This window comes from Stenotrophomonas maltophilia (assembly GCF_023518235.1).
Classification (GTDB): domain Bacteria; phylum Pseudomonadota; class Gammaproteobacteria; order Xanthomonadales; family Xanthomonadaceae; genus Stenotrophomonas.
The window spans coordinates 3,549,578-3,564,789 of sequence record NZ_CP090423.1 but is presented as its reverse complement, the minus strand read 5'-3'; the positions used below and the strand labels follow the sequence as shown (position 1 = coordinate 3,564,789).

The following is a 15,212-nucleotide window of genomic DNA, read 5'->3' as shown; positions in this document are numbered from 1 at the left end:
GAGGAAGAACTGATGCGGCATCGGAATCAGCCGCCCGCCGGGGCCATCGTGGTCCCTGATCGCGACAACGTGGCCATGAACGTCTACCACGTTCCAGTCACGCACCATGTCGAGATCACCTTCATGATGAGAGGCGGGAATGACGGGAAGACTACTCAGCTGACCAAGGGCCTGCCCTACGTCGTAGTACATGCTCGACCGGAGGACCCCAGCCACTGGCGTGTCCTGGAGCGCCCAAGGAACACTTCAGGGAAGACGTCCTCGCAGGGAAAAGCACATGTGCTCCTCCAGGGTGCGGGGAAGTACAGAATCTACATCAACGAGCCCACAGAACAGTTTCTTCCGCGCAGCACTTTTTCGATACAGCAGCATGCACTTGCCGACGGTCGAAGTAGCGGTCGTGACGTGCAGCCACTGGTCGAGCTGGATGTCGTCGAAGCAGCCGACCTGAGCCTGTCTGTCCGCACTACCCACCCGAATGGCCTGCTGCGCACTCGTGGCGTGGCAGCTGACTCCATCGCAGCGGATGGCGCCGTCCTACAGTTGACGAACCATCAAGAGGCCAATGGTAAGAAGATCAAACCCTTGGATCTTGGGCGGCACCTTATCTCCTTCCAGGCGTGGGCTGATGCCTCTCGCACCTATGGCAGCGACCACCCTCTCATCGAGGCCAGCGACTATCGCGAGCAACTGCGCATCATCTATGGCGAGCGATTGACGATGAACAGCGCACACGACGCTCACTTGCATGACCGGATATTTGAGCATGGCGACAAACGGATTGAGTTCAACCACCAGTCAACCACCGGCGGACGCGGGCGACTCTCCTTCCGCGAAGATAACGGCCATGCAGGAAACCGCATGACTGCAGATGAGAGCCTACGCAGGACACATCCAGCAGCCATGGAGTTCCTCTTGAGGATGATGCATGACCTGGACATCTCGTACATTCGATCTACCGGTGCGTGGCGCCCGCACTTCGGTTCCGTTCTGCATCGCTATGCTTCTGCACTGGATATTACCGAAGCAACGTCCACAATTGTGTCGAACGATGAGCAACGGCATGACGTAACGATCCAGTTTCATCGAACCAACTCGCCCAACTCGCATCCATTGCAGATAGCGGCGACAGAAACGCCAGCTCGGGTACGCATGCGAGAGCTCTCATGCAGACTGCATTCCTACCTGGCGCAGGGTCAAGCAAATGGAGAACTGGGCTGGCTGGGAGGTCCATGGGAACTGAGCTACGCGAAGCTGGGGATCCATGACGCTGAGAATCCAAACAAGGTTTCGATAAGAACAGATGCCACCCACATTCATCACATACACATCAGTCTGGGCGACAAACAGCCATGACGGAATTCCTCATACCCGTACTGATGATATCGCAGGTAATTGCTGCGGTATCAGCACCCATTGAGGGCAGGCTCTGCCCCGCCCCGTCAGTCACCTTGAATTCCACAGAGGGACGCGTCTACATCTGTCAACCGCGCAATGGGACGATTGTTCCGGTAGACGTAACCCCGCCCGATGACGAGGCACACTGGCGACTCGGCTTCGGGCTTTCGGCCAAACGTCCCAACGGCTCCGGGTCCTACCATCCCGTACAGGATTGGCCCTTTCGCTCGATGTATGCAACGCAGACGCTTCTTCTGAACAGCAATGAGTACTTCTACATCTTCGATCGCAATGGGCGAATCACTGAATCCAGCGAAGCCGACGCCGTTGGTCAACGCATGATGGAGATCCGGATTTCCGGCCTTCGAATCTGGCCCACTGCGAATGTGTACTACCGCCTCCCGGATTCAATTGAGAGAGGCGACCACCTGATCATGGGGACCGGAGACACATCAATCGGCACGATGAAGTATGCCGTAGTGGTCGATGGCAGGATGCTGTGCCCCGCGCTGGATGACAGTGGATATTCCGAGTGGAAGAATGATGATCGCCATCGCTCGACCGGCGGGTTCCACATCAATGGTCATTGCAAGGATGCGAGAAAACACCAAACCTCTCCACTTGAACCTGATCAGGAAACTCAGGTCTTGTACACCTACCCGGGGCTTCCTGACGACCGACAGCCGTTTGAGTGGAGCTTCCAGCGCCACGATGAGCCAGAACGCCCTGTTCGCAACAAGCAGGGCGAATGCATCGCGCTCTGCATGCCGTCAGGCAATGTGCTTTAACCAAATGCCAATGAACGCACGATGCAGATCATCCCACTCTGGTGCAGCCAATGAAGCGCCTTTCACCGCTCCCCCTGTTGCTGTTCGCTTCATCCATTCACGCCACGGATGATTCCGAGAAGATGGCGGCACCCTCGTTCGAATGCCCGCCAGCTCCGGCGACGATCCATGTCGTCGCCGACGGCAGGATGCTGCGCTGCGCGGGACCTGGTCATGACGCATACCGGCACCTTCCTTTCCCTGATGACGCGTCACATTGGCAACATCTGCTCGGCTTGAACGGCTTTTCTGAGCCGGACCTGCTCAGCTACGCCTCCATCCAAGCTTGGCCATTCAGGGCTATCGTTGTTTCCAAGCAACCTGGCGCGCGAGAGGAGGATCGCTATTTCGTGTTTGACCAAATTGGCACTGTGATTGATTCCAATGATGTCAGTGCCATCGGCGAACAGATGATGGAGATTCGATTGTCAGGCGTACTTCTGTGGCCTCGATCGCGCGTCTACTATCGCGTGCCAGCGACTTCTGCGTTGCGCGCGGAGAAGGACTTCGACGTCGACGTGCGTGTTGCTGCTACATCGCAGTACGCAATGGTCATTGAGGGCGGCACACTGTGCCCGACGCTCTACAGCCGTCTATACGACGACTGGCAGCATCCCAGTGCTCCTCAGGATGTTTCAGCCGCCTACATCCACGGACACTGCGCGCAGGCGTTCCCCACGACTTCTGCGTTGATTCCAGATTCGCACGGGCAATGGCTCGCTTACCCGGGGTCTTCGATCGATGGCCTCAACATGATCTGGAGCGTGCAGCGCCATGACTCGCCTGTACGACCGATCATGGGCCGAGATGGGACGTGTCTGGCGCAGTGCGATGCCGACAAGGGCGAACTCCCATCGGCTGACCGCTCATGAACATGATCGCGTTCTGTCTTGTTGCAGCGCTTGCGGGCGTCCAGATGGACTTTGATCGACTACCCGGCAGTGCACTCGGCCCCATCAACTGCCCGGAACCACCCGCCACCATCTACACGGCAGAAGGTCGCATCCATGAGTGTCGATCGGCCACGCTACTACACCTGCCCGGGATTCAAGGCCGGCGGCCTCGATCTCCTATGGAGCTTCCAGCGTCATGATGGGCCGGAGCATCCACTCCTCAACCGAGACGGTGAATGTGTAGCCTTCTGCACGCATCTACCTGCCTCTACCGCTCCACCGGCGCAGACCCGGTGATGTGCTTCTCCAACGCCGTGGCATCACTACCGGCCAACCCACTCAGATTCATCGATTCAGAGAACGGTCCCTGCACCGTGGCCACCATCAGCACCCGGCCATCCACGCTGATCGCCATACGCTGACCGACCATGGCCGCCGTGCCATCGTGGAGGCGCTGGTGCGCCTCGGGTCGATAGCGGATCTGCAGCGCCGTCAGGCCGTAGTCATCCTGCACAGAGCGCACATCGGCGATGTCCGCGCTGCTGGCAATCGGGGGCTCGCGCAGCGTCAATGTCTCGTCCTGCCACTGCACCGGCACGCCCTTGCCGGCCGCATCGACCGCGCTCAGGCGCACATCCACCCCGGGAAGTGGCGGGCGGTCCGCCCCCACCCGCGTACCGGGCGGGGCCGCTGGCGTGCAGCCGGCCAGAGCCATCGCCGCGCCCAGCAACACCGGAAGCAGCGCCCTCACCTCAGCTTCCGCAGCTTGAATGCCACCAGCACCTGCAGCAGCCCGTACAACAGGCTGCCGATGCCGATCCACAACGTGGTCACGGCCACACCCGCATACGGGTTGGCGGCGAACAACAGGCCCAGCACCACGGCCAGCACGCCACTGAGAATCAGCAGCCACTCGCCCTGGATCTGCTTGCGTACGCGGATCGCGAACACGATGCGGTAGATGCCGGCCACCAGCAGCCACGCGGCCAGGAACAACACCAGCACACTGGCGGTGGCCAGCGGATTGATCACCGCCAGGATGCCGAAGCCCAGCGAGGCGATGGCATACAGGGCCAGCCAGCCACGCGGAGCGCCACTGCCTCCGCTCACCAGCGCGAACAGGCTGATCACGCCTTCGACAATGGCCACCACGCCCAGTGTCCACGCCAGCGCCATCGCCGCCGACAGCGGCCAACCGACAGCAACAATGCCGAAGCCCAACGCAGCCAGGCCGTACAGCAGCAGGATCCACCAGCTGCGCCCAACCGCCGACAACAAGGGAGACAATGGGGAATTCATGGCCACTCCTTCGATCCGGAATCGGCCCCATCCTAGCCGCTCCACATGAAAGCGGCGATCACGGCACCCGCGCGCAGACCCATACGCGCACCTCGTCGGCGCCCGCCAGGCGCAGCGTCTCGGCGATCTCCATGACCGTGCTGCCGGTGGTCATCACATCGTCCACGACGGTCAACCGTGCAGGTACCGGCCCGCGCACATCGAAGGCATCGAACAGGTTCTCCCGGCGCTGTTCGGCGCTGCGTTCGGACTGCGGTGCGGTATGCCGGCGCCGGTACAGCCCGTGCCAGACCGGCATCGGCAACAACCGGCACAGTTCCGCGGCCTGGTTGTAGCCACGCTGGCGCAGGCGCCGGTTGTGCAGCGGCACCGGGGCCAGCGGCGGGCATGACCACGGCGGTGCAGCACGCAGCATCAGCTGCACCAGCAGGCGCCCGGCGGCCAGATCCTGGTGGAACTTGAAGCGCACCAGCAACTGATCGACCGGTGGCAGGTACAGCAGGCTGGCATGGGTGGCGGCCTGCGGTGGTGCTTCCTCGCGGCAACTGCTGCAGACGATCAGCGCGGTGTCCGGCAGCGGCAGTGCGCAGCGCAGACAGGCACGGCCGGACCAGGGCAGATCGGCGAGGCAGGCGCGGCAGAGGTCGAGATCATCGTGGCCCCGGTCACCACAGACCAGGCAGCGCAACGGCATGAGAAGATGAAGCAGCGAGTGGAACATGCCGTGGAGGGCGTTGGTAGGTGACAGACGCATGGCCCAGCCTTCCATGGCATCACGCGCGTAACCATCGCCAGACGCCGCATCCCGCTGTCAGGCCTCGCTGCCCATGCCATCGGTGCGCGCCGGGTCAGCATTCCCTCGATGCGACTAGCTGGCGCGTTCGCGCGCTGCCGCCGGCACCATCAGCAACTCCGCCAACCCGCGATAGATCGGCACCCGGCACACCAGCCCGGATACGCCGCGCGCAATCAGTACCGTGGCAAGGATCGGCAGCAGCAGATCGCCGCTGTCGGTCAGTTCCAGCGAGATCACCGCCGAGGTCAGCGGTGCCTGGGTGACGCCGGTGAGGTACGCACACATGCCCAGCAGCACGAACGCGCGCGGGTCCACGCCGGGCATCAACACGGCGAGGTTGTGCCCCAGTCCCGCGCCGACCGCCAGCGCCGGCGAGAACAGGCCACCGGGAATGCCCGCCACATACGACGCCAGATTGGCCAGCAGCTTCATCAGCCCGAACTCGTGGCCAACCAGCGCCTGGCCCTGCACCAGGCTGCGCGCCTGCTCGTAGCCGGTGCCGAACGCCCCTTCGCCGAACACCAGCGCCAGCAGCACCACCACCAGGCCGCAGCCAGCGGCCAGCAGTACCGGATGACGCTGCCGCAGCTGGCCCAGCCAACGCGGCCGACCCGCCGCACTGGCCAACACCGCGCGTGCGAACAGGCCACCCAACAGGCCCGCCACCACCCCACACAGCAGGATCGCCAGCCAGCCCTGGCCCAGCGGCAGGCGCGCGCTCACATGGCCGAAGTAGGTGTAGTTGCCGAGCAGGCCCAACGACACCACGCCACCGACGATCACCGCGGTCAGCAGCGTGCCGGAGAAGCGATGCTCGAAGCGGCCACTGAGTTCTTCGATGGCAAACACGATGCCGGCCAACGGCGTATTGAACGCGGCAGCGATGCCGGCCGCGCCACCGGCCAGCAGGAAGTGCGAGAGCTCGCGCGGATCCTTGAAGCCGGACCAGCGCCCGAACAGATACATCAGGCTGGCGCCCACGTGCACGGTCGGGCCTTCGCGGCCCACCGAGGCGCCGCCCAGCAGCGACAGCGAGGTCAGCAGCAGCTTGCCGGCCGAGACCGCAGGCGAGAGATTGGTGCTGCGGAATGACTCATCCGGCTTGTCCAGCGCGGCGATGACCTGCGGAATGCCACTGCCGCGGGTTGGTTTCAGCACACCTGCGGTCAACCAGGCCAGCAGCGCGAAGATGCCCGGCGTGAGCAGCAGGGCCCACCACGGGGAGTGCGCGGTGATGCGCTGGAACAGATGGAAGGCGGCGTCGCTGGCCTTGGCGAACAGGATCGCCACCAGTGCCACGGCTACGGCGCCGCCCCACAACGCGGCACGTCGGCGCCAGGCCTCGCTGAGGACCAGCGCGGTGATGCGGCCGCGAAGGCGATGGAGATCGGTCATGCTGGGCAGTCTGGACGCGGCCGGAGCACGCGGACAGCGGCTACTGTGGCTGAAGGCCTTGCAGAATGCGGTGAAATGCAGCGCCCACCGCAGCGCGACGGACAATCAGTCCTCGCCCAGCGTCTCCGGCACCGCCACTTTCCGCAGCAGTTTCAACGTATGCCCTTCCAGCACATAGAAGTAGGCGTAGTGACCGGTCCTGTCGTAGTTGCTGTCGTACTCGCTGCCTTCGGCCACCACCAGCGCGCTGTGCGGATCGATCCTGACGATGTTCGGGCCGAGTTCCCCGCCCAGGCTCTGCGGCAGCGGCTTGCCGGTGCGCAGGCTGATGAAGGTCTGCGAGAAGCAACTGGTGCCGCAGCCCCAGCCGGCGACGGTGTACTCGCCCGCGAACTCGACCTTGCCGTCCTTCAGTGCCGCCGACATCCGTGTCTTGAACATGCGCGCTTCACGCGTACTCATGTCCAGCGCAGCGGCTGGCCCCCTGTAGACCTTCGCCACCGGATAGTCGGCGAGCTTCAGGCCACCTGCCTCGCCACTGAAGATCGCCTCGCGGATACGGGCGTTCTCGCCGATTTCCGCAGCCGTGGGCTCGTCCGACGCATCCTCCGCTGCCAGCGACTGTGCGGCCTGCGTCTGCACGTCGGCGCGCTGCCGCAGACGCTCGTCGCTCGCCTGGAAGCTCTGCGCCAGCGCATCACAGTCAGGTGTGGAGACGCCGCACTTCACCGACATCTGCATGGCCACCTGACCGTCTTCGGCCACCAGCTCGCGCCGGACAATCGAGGGATGCCAGCCATTGGCCGGCGTGGTCACGGACCAGAACACCGGCCCGGCCGGATCGTACAACACGATCCAGTCGTTCTCCTGCCGCTCGCTGATCGAGGGCTGCGCACGCAGTGCGGCCAGCGCCTGCTGCGGGGAGGCGTAGGTAATGGCGCCGCGCGCGCGGCCTTCCGCGTGGACCTGCACGGCCCACCCCGTACACAGCAGCAGCGCGGTGATCACCCCGGCCCATCTGCGCCTGCCTGGCACCGGCAATGTCTGCATTCCCTGCTGTCCGAAGGTGGCTCCGGCCGATGGTAGCGCCCGCCGCGATGGGCCGGAAATGGCTTTATTTCTGTAAACCATGGAAATAACATTTAGGTTGACAGCAAATCCTCCGCCACCCACACTGCCGCCCTCGCTCCACTCGTACCCAAGGTCCCGCCATGGCTGTTGCCATCCGCCACGACTGGCAACACGACGAACTGCAGTCGCTGTTCGAGCTGCCGTTCCCCGAGCTGCTGTTCCGCGCCGCAGCGGTCCATCGCGAGCACTTCGACCCGGCCCAGGTACAGGTCTCCACGTTGCTGTCGGTGAAAACCGGCGGCTGTCCGGAAGACTGCGCGTACTGCCCGCAGGCGCAGCGCTACAGCACAGGGGTGAACGCGCAGAAGCTGATGGAGACCGACGCTGTGCTGGCCAAGGCGCGCCAGGCCAAGGCCGCCGGCGCCTCGCGCTTCTGCATGGGCGCCGCATGGCGTTCGCCCAAGGACCGCGACATCCCGAAGGTGGCGGCAATGATCGCCGGGGTGAAGGCGCTGGGCCTGGAAACCTGCGCCACGCTGGGCATGCTCAGCGGCGAACAGGCGCGCGCCCTGAAGGACGCCGGGCTGGACTACTACAACCACAATCTGGATACGGCGCCGGACTACTACGATTCGATCATCCACACGCGCCAGTACCAGGACCGCCTGGATACGCTGGAACACGTGCGCGATGCCGGCCTGAAGACCTGCTGCGGCGGCATCGTCGGCATGGGCGAAACGCGCGCGCAGCGCGTTGGGCTGCTGCTGGCGCTGGCCACGCTGCCGGCACATCCAGATTCGGTGCCGATCAACAAGCTGGTGCAGGTGGCAGGCACGCCGCTGCATGGCAGTGCCGAGCTGGATCCATTCGAGTTCGTGCGCATGATCGCCGTTGCGCGCATCGCCATGCCGCGCGCGATGGTGCGGCTGTCGGCCGGTCGCGAGGCGATGAGCGACGAGTTGCAGGCGCTGTGCTTCCTGGCCGGGGCCAATTCGATCTTCTACGGCGACAAGCTGCTGACCACCGGCAACCCGGAAAGCGAGCGCGACCTTGGCCTGTTCGCCCGGCTTGGGCTGCAGCCGATGGCGGTGCAGGTCGATGCCCAAGGGCATGACCACGGCGGCACCGTGCATGCCGATATCAGTGCCGATGCGCCCGGCTGCGGCTGCGCTCACGCGGCCTGAGACGCGGCACAGGCAGGCGCGGCAGCAACGCGCTACCCTAGCCGCCCCGTCGCCGCATTCAGCCGCCATGGCCCGCCCGGACCTGACCGCCCGCCTCCACGCCCAACGCGCCCTGCGCGATGCCCAAGGCCGACGCCGCACGCGGCGCACGGTCAGCCGCCGTGATGGCGTCCGCCTGGAAGTGGACGGCCAGTGGCTGACCGGCTTCTGCAGCAACGACTATCTGGGCCTGGCCCAGCAGTTCAGCGTGGTCAACGCACTGCAGGATGCCGCCGCGCGCGAAGGCGCCGGTGCCGGTGCCTCGCACCTGGTCTGCGGCCACCACGCGATGCACGACGCGCTGGAGCGCGAAGTGGCCGAGTGGCTGGGCTACCCGCGTGCGTTGCTGTTCGGCAGTGGCTTCGCCGCCAACCTGGCGGTGCAGCAGGCGCTGCTGAGCGAAGAGAACGACGTGTGCGTGCAGGACAAGCTCAACCACGCCAGCCTGCTCGATGCGACGCGGCTGGCCGGTGCACGCCTGCGCCGCTATCCGCACCTGGATGCGGAAGGGGCGATGCGCCAGCTCAAGCATGCGCCGGAGGGCGCGGCGATGCTGGCCACCGATGGTGTTTTCAGCATGGACGGTGACATCGCGCCGTTGCGTGCGCTGTCGCTGGTGGCACGCCTGCAGCAGACGTTGTTCTATGTGGACGATGCGCACGGTGTGGGCGTGGTCGGCGACGGCCGTGGCGCGGTGGCCGCCGCCGGGCTGGGCGTGGACGACGTTCCGCTGCAGCTGGTGACGCTGGGCAAGGCGCTGGGCGGTTCCGGCGCGCTGGTGCTGGGCCGCGACGACCTGATCGAACATCTGGCCGAGACCGCTCGCCCCTACGTCTACACCACCGCCCTGCCACCGGCGATGGCCGCTGCTGCACTGGAAGCGGTGCGCCTGGCGCGCCGGGACAACTGGCGGCGTTCCAAGCTGGCCGACCTGATCGCCCTGTTCCGCGGTGAAGCGCGCCGCCACGGGCTGGATCTGATGGCTTCGGAAACGCCGATCCAGCCGCTGCTGTGCGGCGATGACCACACCGCCGTGACGATGTCCCACGCACTGGAACAGGCCGGCTGGCTGGTCGGTGCGATCCGCCCGCCGACCGTGCCGGAAGGCAAGGCACGGCTGCGCGTCACCCTGTCCGCGCTGCACACGCCGGAGCAGGTGCGCGGCCTGGTCGAAGCCATCGCCAGCGCGCGCGACCGCGTGGCCCTGTCCATGCGCGAAGCCGCGCCGCCGCCGCTGCCCGCCTTTGCCTGAGTCTGCTGTCGTTCCCCCATGCATATCGAAGTGACCGGCCAGGGGCCGGACCTGGTACTGATCCACGGCTGGGCCCTGCAGGGTGGCGTGTTCGCGCCGCTGGTGGAGCGCCTGGCGGATCAGTTCACCCTGCATCGTGTCGACCTGCCCGGTCACGGCCACAGCCGCGAAGACACCACGCCGCTGCGCCTGCCGTTCGTGGTCAACGCCATTGCTGCGGCCACGCCGCCGGCGGTGTGGTGCGGCTGGTCGCTGGGTGGCCTGTTCGCGCTGCACGCCGCGGCGACGCTGCCCAAGGTGCGCGGGCTGGCGATGATCGCCGCCACGCCGCGATTCGTGCGCGGCGAGGACTGGCCGCATGCGGTGGAACCGGCGGTGTTCGAGCAGTTCGGGCGCGAGCTGGCCACTGACTTCGGCGGCACCCTGGAACGCTTCCTGGCGCTGGATGTGATGGGCTCGGCGCATGCCCGCGAGGAGCTGCGCACCCTGCGCCAGCGCCTGGTCGAACGCGGCGCGCCAACCGAACGCGCCTTGCTGGAAGGCCTGCGCCTGCTGGAAGGCACTGATCTGCGCGGCGCGCTGCCCTCGCTGGGCAAGCCCAGCCTGTGGATCGCCGGCCAGCGTGACCGCCTGGTGTCGCCGGCGGCGATGCAGGCCGCTGCGGCGCTTACCCCGGGCGCGCAGGCGCGGACCATCGCCCACGGCGGCCACGCGCCCTTCCTCGGCCATGCCGACGAGGTGGCCGCCGCCCTGCAACACTTCGTTGCCGGCCTGTCACCGGCCGATGGCGGACAATGAGCGCCTTCCGAATTCGGCAGGACTGACGCATGGATCTGGGTATCACTGGCCGCTGGGCACTGGTCTGCGGCGCCAGCAAGGGGCTCGGCCTGGGCTGCGCGCGTGCACTGGTGCGCGAGGGCGTGAACGTGGTGATCGTCGCCCGCGGCGACGCCGCGCTGCAGGCAGCGGCCGCTGGACTGCGTGCGCTGCCCGGTGCGGGCGAGGTGCGCGCGGTCGCCGCCGACGTCACCACTGAAGCCGGGCGCGCCACCGCACTGGCTGCATGCCCGCAGGTGGACATCCTGGTCAACAACGCCGGTGGCCCGCCGCCGGGTGACTTCCGCACCTTCGAGCGCGACGACTGGATCGCTGCGCTGGACGCCAACATGCTGGCGCCGATCGCCCTGATCCGTGCCACCGTGGACGCGATGATCGAGCGCGGCTTCGGCCGCATCGTCAACATCACCTCCTCGGCGGTGAAGGCCCCGATCGATATCCTGGCGCTGTCCAACGGCGCGCGCAGCGGCCTGACCGGCTTCGTCGCCGGCCTGTCGCGGCGCACCGTGGCCCACAACGTCACCATCAACAACCTGTTGCCAGGCCAGTTCGACACCGACCGCCTGCGCGCCAACTTCGCCCACAGCGCGGGCAAGGGCGGCGACGCGGGTGAAGTGGCCGAGCGCCGCCGCCAGCAGATTCCCGCCGGCCGCTTCGGCACGCCGGACGAATTCGGCGCCGCCTGCGCCTTCCTGTGCAGTGCGCAGGCCGGCTACCTCACCGGGCAGAACCTGCTGATCGACGGCGGCGCCTACCCTGGTACGTTCTGAGAGACTTTCGCAATGCCGTCCCACTTCGATGCACGCCATGTCCGCCGCGCGTTCTCGCGTGCCGCCACCCGCTACGACGCCGCTGCGGCGCTGCAGCGCGAGGTGCAGTCGCGGTTGATCGAATCGCTGGACTACCTGGAGGCACGCAAGCCGGAGGTGGTGCTGGACATCGGCGCCGGCACCGGTCACGCCAGTGCGCTGATGAAGAAGCGCTGGCCGAAGGCGCAGGTGATCGCCCTGGACATGGCGCTGCCGATGCTGGACCAGGCCAAGCGCCAGGCCGGCTGGTGGAAGCCGCTCCAGCGCCTGTGCGGTGACGCCACTGCGCTGCCGCTGGCCGACAACAGCGTGGACGTGATCTTCAGCAACCTGTGCCTGCAATGGGTGGACGACCTGCCGGCCGTTTTCGCCGGCTTCCGCCGTGTGCTCAAGCCCGGTGGCCTGCTGCTGTGCTCGACCTTCGGCCCGGAAACGCTGGTCGAACTCAATGAGGCCTTCGCCGCTGCCGATGACCGCCCGCACGTGAGCCGATTCGCGCAGATCGCGCAGTTTGGCGACGCGCTGATGATGGCCGGTTTCCGCGACCCGGTGCTGGACCGAGACCTGTTCACCCTGACCTACGACGACCTGCCTTCGCTGATGCGCGAGCTGCGCGCGATGGGCGCGACCAACGCCCGCGTGGACCGCCGCCATACCCTGACCGGGCGCGGTCGTTTCGCCGCCGCCGCAGCGGCGTACGAGCCGATGCGTCGCGCCGACGGCAAGCTGCCGAGCAGCTGGGAAGTGATCTACGCCCACGCCTGGGCGCCGGACCCTGGCGCGCCGATCCGCGAAGGCGGGCATGATGTGGCCTCGGTGCCGGTGTCGGCGATTCCGATCCGGCGCAAGCAGACCTGACGGCCTGGTAGTGCCGGCCGCTGGCCGGCAACCTCACGTTTCCATGGTGGGCATCTGCCGGCCAGCGGCCGGCACTACCGCATGCCACGCCGAACGCGAATCGCTCTGGTAGATGCCGACCTTGGTCGGCACCCAGCTCAGCTAGGCTCCGGCCCTCAGGTATTGGCCGGTGAGCTCAGCGGCGGGCGCACCAGATCGCGGTGGAAGAAGTAGATTTCCTGCACCAGGAAGCGCCAGCTGGTGTGGAAACTGCGGAAGCGCGTGCTCGGCGTGGACGAGGCCAGCGCATCGATGCCCAGCGCCTTGCTCAGGCGCAGCGCGCGCGCCATGTGCAACGGGTCGCTGACGATGATCACCCGGCGCAGATGGCGCTGGTCCATCAGCCGCTTGGCCTCGACCAGGTTCTGTACGGTGTTGCGCGAGGCGGTCTCGATCAGGATCGCGTCGTCCGGCACGCCATGCTTGAGCGCGTAACGCCTTGCCACCTGCGACTCGGAGAAGCGCGCACCGGTGCCGCCATAGCCACCGGTGAAGATCAGCAGCGGCGCGTAGCGGGCGTCATACAGATCCAGGCCATGGCGGATGCGCTCCTCGAACACCGGTGACGGCTTGGCGTCATAGGCGGCGGCACCCAGCACGATGATGGCGTCGGCCTTGGCCGCCTGGTCACGCTCACCGATCCAGACGATCCAGGCGGTCACGCCCAGCAGCCAGATCACCAGCACCACGAACAGCCGCCAGATCCAGCCCAGCAGGCCGGTACGCCGCCGCTGCCGGTCGCGACTCATGGCGGGCCCCAGCGCAGTGCCGGCAGGTCGACATTGCCGCCGGACAACACCAGCCCCACGCGCAGCCCCGCAAAGCGCTGCGGCTGCGCCAGTACCGCCGCCAGCACGGTGGCCGAAGACGGCTCCACCACCTGCTTGAGGACCTCCCACAGCAGGCGCATCGCGGCCATCGTGGCCGCGTCATCGACCACGATCACCTCGGCACCGGCAGCGCGCAGCAACGCGAAGTTGGGCGCACCGATCAGCGTGCGCAGGCCGTCGCAGATCGTGTCCGGAGTGAATGCGCCCTGGCGTTCGCCGGCGGCCAGCGAGCGCGCCGTGTCATCGGCACCGGCCGGCTCGGCCAGCACCAGCCGGGTCTGCGGGCTGGCATGCTGCAGCGCAAGGGCGGTGCCGCTGGCCAGCCCCCCGCCGCCCACCGGAACCACCAGCACGTCGAACGGACCGTCGCTGTGCAGCAGTTCCAATGCGGCGGTGCCCTGCCCGGCCATGACCGCCGGGTCGGTATAGGGATGGACCAGAGTTGCGCCGGTATCGGCCTGCACCTTGGCACAGGTGGCCTCGCGGTCGGCGATGGTCGGCGGGCAATGCCAGAGCGTGGCGCCGTGGCGGGCGATGTTGGCCAGCTTGGCCGCGACCGCGCCTTCCGGCACCACCACATGGCAGGGAATGCCCCGGGTCCGGGCGGCCAGCGCGAGGGCGGCGCCGTGGTTGCCGGAAGAATGGGTGACCACGCCGGCGCTGGCGCGATCAGCATCCAGCGACCACACCGCGTTGCAGGCACCACGGAACTTGAACGCGCCGCCGCGTTGGAGATGCTCGGCCTTGAACGCCAGCTGCGCGCCCGCCAGCGCATCGAGCGTCCGCGAACGCAGCACCGGGGTCACGCTGGCATGCGGGGCGATCCTCGCAGCAGCAAGCAGGACGTCTTCGACTCGGGGCCACAGTGAATCGCTCATGACGCAAGATTAACGTATGGCTCCACGCTGGCGACCCCGGCACAGGTCATGCCAGCATGGATGCCTTCGCCTCCATTCATCCTGGCCGGTGGAATTAAGGGCCGATTCAATGCCCGCGCATGAAGCTGGCCTCACACCCGTCCTCTGGGGGGACCCACGATGAAAACGCGCCTGTTGCTTGCCGGTGGCCTGTTGCTGGCCCTGACCGGCTGCACCACCTACGACTACGTCGGCGGCGGACGCAGTGGCAGCTACTACCACGGCGCGCCGTCGGTGGAGTACCGCTACCCGGCCGGCTATCCGTACAACTACGGCCCCTATTACGGAGGCTACGGCGGCTATTATGGCGGCTACGGCTATCCGTACTACTCGCGCCCGGTCTACCGCCCGCCGCACAACCACCGGCCGCCGCCGCGTCCGCCGGGCAACGGGGGCGAGCATCGGCCGCCGCCGCGCCCGAACAATGGCGGTTCGCCCTGGCGCAACATGGACTCGATGCGACGCCCGCCGCAGGCGGACATGCCCCGACCGGCGCCGCCGGCACGCCCGGCGCCGGCACCGAGCGCGCCGAGGATGAACGGTTCCCCCTGGCGCAACATGGATCGTGGGACGCAGCGCACACTTGAGCGCTGAACCGTCTTGCATTTCACACGGTCCAAGCCGCAATCTACGGGGACAGTGACGGCCCGCGTCACAAAGTGACAAAAACGACATGGGCCGTCGCAAACAGCTCTACGTCGATATCCGACAGGAACATCTGGATCCCCCCTGTTCCGGCCCTGTCGGATGTCGGCACCTCTGATGGCA

At 66.6% G+C, this 15,212-nt stretch carries 16 protein-coding genes; 9 read left to right on the top strand and 7 right to left on the bottom strand.

Going from position 1 to position 15,212, the window contains the following annotated elements:
- The first annotated feature begins 12 nt into the window (after window positions 1-12).
- Genes LZ605_RS16645 through LZ605_RS16635 form a run of 3 tightly spaced genes read left to right on the top strand, consistent with a single transcriptional unit; the run spans window position 13 to window position 3,097 of the window.
- Window positions 13-1,356, top strand: a complete 1,344-nt coding sequence (locus LZ605_RS16645) for a hypothetical protein (RefSeq protein ID WP_249842562.1) — start codon at window positions 13-15, stop codon at window positions 1,354-1,356.
- Entirely contained in the window at window positions 1,353-2,186 is an 834-nt protein-coding gene (locus LZ605_RS16640; protein ID WP_249842561.1) for a hypothetical protein, read from the top strand. The genes LZ605_RS16645 and LZ605_RS16640 overlap by 4 nt, the downstream gene beginning before the upstream one ends.
- Window positions 2,187-2,236: 50 nt before the next feature.
- Window positions 2,237-3,097, top strand: a complete 861-nt coding sequence (locus LZ605_RS16635; protein WP_249842560.1) for a hypothetical protein — start codon at window positions 2,237-2,239, stop codon at window positions 3,095-3,097.
- Between the two features lie 289 nt (window positions 3,098-3,386).
- Here LZ605_RS16635 and LZ605_RS16630 read toward each other — a convergent pair whose 3' ends face one another.
- From LZ605_RS16630 to LZ605_RS16610, 5 genes are all read right to left on the bottom strand, one after another.
- Window positions 3,387-3,869 carry a SecDF P1 head subdomain-containing protein gene (locus LZ605_RS16630; protein ID WP_249842559.1) on the bottom strand — a complete coding sequence of 161 codons (483 nt, stop codon included), beginning with the start codon at window positions 3,867-3,869 and terminating at the stop codon, window positions 3,387-3,389.
- On the bottom strand, window positions 3,866-4,417 hold the full coding sequence (locus tag LZ605_RS16625) for an HdeD family acid-resistance protein (RefSeq protein ID WP_249842558.1): 552 nt from the start codon (window positions 4,415-4,417) through the stop codon (window positions 3,866-3,868). The genes LZ605_RS16630 and LZ605_RS16625 overlap by 4 nt, the downstream gene beginning before the upstream one ends.
- Before the next feature lie 58 nt (window positions 4,418-4,475).
- On the bottom strand, window positions 4,476-5,171 hold the full coding sequence (locus tag LZ605_RS16620; RefSeq protein ID WP_249842557.1) for a ComF family protein: 696 nt from the start codon (window positions 5,169-5,171) through the stop codon (window positions 4,476-4,478).
- Window positions 5,172-5,285: 114 nt separating this feature from the next.
- Complete coding sequence (locus LZ605_RS16615) at window positions 5,286-6,608, bottom strand: chloride channel protein (protein WP_249842556.1); 1,323 nt, start codon at window positions 6,606-6,608, stop codon at window positions 5,286-5,288.
- 105 nt (window positions 6,609-6,713) lie between these two features.
- A complete protein-coding gene (locus LZ605_RS16610) occupies window positions 6,714-7,616 on the bottom strand; it encodes a hypothetical protein (RefSeq protein ID WP_249842555.1) in 903 nt (300 codons plus the stop codon).
- A gap of 203 nt (window positions 7,617-7,819) precedes the next feature.
- Here LZ605_RS16610 and bioB point away from each other — a divergent pair, with 203 nt between their 5' ends.
- From bioB to bioC, 5 genes are all read left to right on the top strand, one after another.
- Entirely contained in the window at window positions 7,820-8,863 is a 1,044-nt protein-coding gene (gene bioB / locus LZ605_RS16605) for a biotin synthase BioB (protein ID WP_249842554.1), read from the top strand.
- Between the two features lie 67 nt (window positions 8,864-8,930).
- On the top strand, window positions 8,931-10,154 hold the full coding sequence (bioF, locus tag LZ605_RS16600; protein ID WP_249842553.1) for an 8-amino-7-oxononanoate synthase: 1,224 nt from the start codon (window positions 8,931-8,933) through the stop codon (window positions 10,152-10,154).
- 18 nt (window positions 10,155-10,172) lie between these two features.
- Window positions 10,173-10,952, top strand: coding sequence for a pimeloyl-ACP methyl ester esterase BioH (bioH, locus tag LZ605_RS16595; RefSeq protein WP_249842552.1), 780 nt, complete (start codon window positions 10,173-10,175; stop codon window positions 10,950-10,952).
- 29 nt (window positions 10,953-10,981) lie between these two features.
- Window positions 10,982-11,761, top strand: coding sequence for an SDR family oxidoreductase (locus tag LZ605_RS16590; protein ID WP_107232503.1), 780 nt, complete (start codon window positions 10,982-10,984; stop codon window positions 11,759-11,761).
- Between the two features lie 12 nt (window positions 11,762-11,773).
- Window positions 11,774-12,658 carry a malonyl-ACP O-methyltransferase BioC gene (gene bioC / locus LZ605_RS16585; protein ID WP_249842551.1) on the top strand — a complete coding sequence of 295 codons (885 nt, stop codon included), beginning with the start codon at window positions 11,774-11,776 and terminating at the stop codon, window positions 12,656-12,658.
- 155 nt (window positions 12,659-12,813) lie between these two features.
- Here the strand turns inward: bioC and LZ605_RS16580 are convergent, their stop codons facing one another.
- Together LZ605_RS16580 and LZ605_RS16575 are read right to left on the bottom strand one after the other, a co-directional pair.
- Window positions 12,814-13,446 carry a YdcF family protein gene (locus LZ605_RS16580; RefSeq protein ID WP_107232505.1) on the bottom strand — a complete coding sequence of 211 codons (633 nt, stop codon included), beginning with the start codon at window positions 13,444-13,446 and terminating at the stop codon, window positions 12,814-12,816.
- Window positions 13,443-14,405 (bottom strand): pyridoxal-phosphate dependent enzyme, encoded by a 963-nt coding sequence (locus LZ605_RS16575; protein ID WP_249842550.1) that lies wholly within the window; start codon window positions 14,403-14,405, stop codon window positions 13,443-13,445. Before LZ605_RS16575 ends, LZ605_RS16580 begins: the two co-directional genes overlap by 4 nt.
- 159 nt (window positions 14,406-14,564) lie before the next feature.
- On the opposite strand from LZ605_RS16575, the gene LZ605_RS16570 reads away from it, so the two are divergent.
- Entirely contained in the window at window positions 14,565-15,038 is a 474-nt protein-coding gene (locus LZ605_RS16570) for a hypothetical protein (RefSeq protein ID WP_249842549.1), read from the top strand.
- The last annotated feature ends 174 nt before the right edge of the window (window positions 15,039-15,212 follow it).